The organism is Oleiphilus sp. HI0066 (genome assembly GCF_001635725.1).
The window spans coordinates 1-1,206 of the sequence record NZ_LWFH01000121.1; the positions used below are offsets into that span (position 1 = coordinate 1).

Annotated in this window: 2 protein-coding genes; one reads left to right on the forward strand and one right to left on the reverse strand. The window is 44.3% G+C overall.

Annotation, left to right across the window (positions count from 1 at the left end; all coding sequences use genetic code 11):
- Positions 1-375, reverse strand: a 375-nt coding sequence (locus A3738_RS02205) for an exodeoxyribonuclease V subunit gamma (protein ID WP_197473520.1), incomplete at its 3' end; no start/stop codon positions are given.
- 292 nt (positions 376-667) lie between these two features.
- On the opposite strand from A3738_RS02205, the gene A3738_RS02210 reads away from it, so the two are divergent.
- On the forward strand, positions 668-1,206 hold a 539-nt coding region (locus A3738_RS02210; RefSeq protein ID WP_197473521.1), incomplete at its 3' end, for a paraslipin.

Genomic DNA, 1,206 nt, shown 5'->3' on the forward strand with positions numbered 1-1,206 from the left:
AATGTATTGGCGCACAGGCTGGAATTCATCGCGTTCAATTAAGTCGGGTAATTGCCGAAAAATCTCCCAACGCAGATTACTCTTCTCGAAGTGTTGAACGCTGTTTTGCTCTACAGCACCGGTGCCATCCTCTTCACCAGTAATATCTAGCTTATCCATCAAACTCCATAAAAACGCGCCGGGCATCATGCTGTCGATCATGCATGAGACACCCTGATTTGCAGAAATCTGCTGATTCAACCACACGCCCATACCATGACTCTGGGTAAGAATGATGTCGGACTCAAATGGGTCCGCGAGCGGATCTGCCCGCATAATCTCAGCAAGCACAGTCGCCAAGTTCGCAGTTTTGTTAGAGGGGTAAAGATAGAGCATGACAGTCCTTGCCGAATTGAACAGTCAGTATAACGAGATTGGACTGAAGTGTTCTATATCGAAGCAAAGGCGTAATGAGAAGTTAAGAAATGAGTGCCAACTTGCCTACTGCTTTTAGACAAAAGCAGAAGTACTTCGAGCTAAGCGATTAGAAATTCAATGGCAGGCCTATCACCTGCAGCCCCATTAATATATTCCCTTTAAAAAGCGCCCTAAATCTCCTTTTAGCAGAGCGCCCTAATTGTTATATTTAAACTAGCTACACTCATCGCAACAAAGGATTGCTCGCTCTATGAATATCGTTCTTGAATACCTTTTCTCTGTCCAAGCGGCTGTACTAGTCGCCATCCTTATTGTCTTAAAATTAGGCATCAAATTTGTACCTCAGAACAGAGCTTACATCGTCGAGCGCTTTGGTAAGTATAATCGAACGATCGAAGCTGGTATCAATATGATTGTACCATTTATAGATAGTGTAGCGCATGATCGCTCATTGAAAGAGCAGGCTGTTGACGTTCCTAGCCAAGGCGCTATCACCAAAGACAATATCTCTCTGACGGTAGATGGTGTGCTGTATTTTAGAGTACTCGATCCTTATAAGGCGTCTTATGGTGTTGAAGATTATGCCTTTGCGGTGACCCAACTTGCGCAAACCACGATGCGTTCAGAGATCGGTAAGATAGAGCTCGATAAAACATTTGAGGAACGTGATCAACTCAATGCCAATATCGTCAACTCTATTAACCAAGCGGCTGAGACGTGGGGTGTTCAGGTTTTACGCTACGAGATAAAAGACATTGTTCCTCCACAAAGCGTGATGTCGAGTATGGA